Here is a 1932-nt window from a genome sequence, read left to right as displayed (position 1 = left end):
CGGACGACAGCGGCGGCGGCCCGGTCCGGGTGCAGCGGGTTGCCGAGCTTGTCGCCGACCACGGCCAGGAACGCCGAGCGGGCTCGCTCGGCGAGCAGCGCGTCGGCACGGCTGACGCTGTCGGTGACGTCCTCGACGTACCAGCAGCAACGGGCACCGGAGAGGGGCACCCGGCGCGCGGTGAGCCGACGCCCACGTTGGGTGAAGCCGCCGCGGGCGTCCTCGCTCAGGCCGGGCACACCGGCGGAGCTGAGCGGCTCGCCGGACGTCACCTCGGGCAGCAGCCGCTCGGCCACCGGGCTGACGTGGCGCACCACGCCGTCGGCGTCGCAGACCACCAGGCCCTCACGGAAATGCTCGACGACCTCGAACCAGTCGGGTGGGGCCTGACCCCGGTCGGGGGCCAGTGGCGGCAGGGCCGTCGTGGTGCGGCGAACGTCGGCGGACCACGCCGAGGGTCGTGTCGTGCTCGGCGTGGAGAGCCGTCCGTCGCCCGGGTCACAGTCCCTGACGTCGGAAGCAGTCACCAGCTGAGCCTCACTCCTTGTCGTTCACCGAACCCGTGCCGGAACCGGCGTCCACTGTCAAAAGTCTCCAGCCCACCCTACGCCCGAACACGGACAGCGGCATCCCACGGCAGGTGGGGGGCACCGACACGGCGGCGGACGCCACACCAGGGACACGGGTGCGCGGTCACCGCCCCGCTTTGCGTTTTGTCGGCTGGCAAGGAGAATGGTGGGATGCCTGATCAGCCGTTGACCATCGAGACAACCCGGCTCGCCGCCGGGCACGTCCGACTCCGGCTGACCGGCGAGCTCGACTACGACACCGCGCCCGAGCTGATCGCCGCAGCGGCCGAGTTGCGCAACGGTGTCCCGGTGCTGGTCGACCTGACCGGGGTGACCCTCTGCGACTCCTCCGGGCTCAGCGCGTTGCTGGTGGTGCACCGTGCCGCCGGGGCGATCCAGTTGACCGGGGTCAGTCCCCACTTGCAGCGGATGCTCGACCGCACCGGCCTGAGTGAGTTGCTGGCCGTGGCGTACTCCGACGACGTGCGCGCCATCGGCTGATCCGCCGGCCGTCCCCGGATCCGTTCGGGGATGGCCCCCGACCCTGGGACCTGGGGTCGGGGGCCGGAGGAATGTCTAGGGCGCCGTCATCGGCTGGAGCCGGGGGCCGTCGGCACGCAGATCGCCGACCGGGGTCTCATCGACGTCCTCGGGCTCCCCCGAATCGGGCGTCTGGTACAGGTAGCGGACGAACTGCCCACCCGCCTCGTTGTCGTCCGCGCCGGGCCACTGACCGATGCAGTCCATCCCGATCACCTCGCGGCCCGTTCCGTCGGCCTCCTCCAGCAGCGCCCACAGGCTCACCGGGTAACACCTGGTGACCTCGGGCGTGAGCTGCCAGCGCGCGTACCAACCGGGTCGGGCGGGGACGATCTCGACAACTTCCTTCATGACGACCTTCCTTCCGTGTACCTCGGAAGAACTCCGGTCCTGACCCGATCCTGCGGGCCGAGCGGGTGAGCACCCCTCACCCCCGGCGGATGAAGCGTGGCGGAGGCTGGGCCGACCCGGCCGGCGGCCGCCGTTTCGTTCTCTGGAACGGCGGGAAGGCGACTGGCGCAGGCACGATCCCCAGCGGAAGGGGTGCCACCATGCGCAAGCAGATGGAGGGCGACAACCAGCGGCGCCGGGCGTTGGCCCGGCAGGCCCGTGAACAGAGTCGCCAGCCCAGCGAGATCGGCGCCAGCCTGAGCGCCTCCAAGCAGCTCACGAGCCTCGATGCGGGCAAGCGGGCCGGCCCACCAGCGGCCGGACCGCACAAGTCGGATACAACCCGCGGCGGGCCGGCACCGCCGCCGGTCGGTAGCGCCGACAACCCGCGTCCGCAGCCGTCCCCGCCGGGCGGCGCGGCCGGGGTGAGCAG

General features: G+C 72.2%; 2 protein-coding genes and 2 pseudogenes. 2 read left to right on the top strand and 2 right to left on the bottom strand.

Going from position 1 to position 1932, the window contains the following annotated elements:
- Positions 1 to 527: pseudogene (locus tag KBX53_RS31560) on the bottom strand (serine/threonine-protein phosphatase); the annotation flags it as partial.
- A 213-nt stretch (positions 528 to 740) separates the two neighbouring features.
- Here KBX53_RS31560 and KBX53_RS31555 point away from each other — a divergent pair.
- On the top strand, positions 741 to 1070 hold the full coding sequence (locus KBX53_RS31555) for an STAS domain-containing protein (protein ID WP_210863418.1): 330 nt from the start codon (positions 741 to 743) through the stop codon (positions 1068 to 1070).
- Between the two features lie 75 nt (positions 1071 to 1145).
- On the opposite strand, the gene KBX53_RS31550 is transcribed toward KBX53_RS31555, so the two are convergent.
- A complete protein-coding gene (locus KBX53_RS31550; RefSeq protein WP_030332569.1) occupies positions 1146 to 1460 on the bottom strand; it encodes a hypothetical protein in 315 nt (104 codons plus the stop codon).
- 200 nt (positions 1461 to 1660) lie between these two features.
- Between KBX53_RS31550 and KBX53_RS31545 the strand changes: the two are divergent.
- Positions 1661 to 1932 (top strand): annotated as a pseudogene (locus tag KBX53_RS31545) (hypothetical protein); the annotation flags it as partial.

This window comes from Micromonospora sp. M51, assembly GCF_018070305.1.
GTDB lineage: Bacteria > Actinomycetota > Actinomycetes > Mycobacteriales > Micromonosporaceae > Micromonospora > Micromonospora parva.
This window is presented reverse-complemented; position numbering and strand designations above follow the sequence as displayed.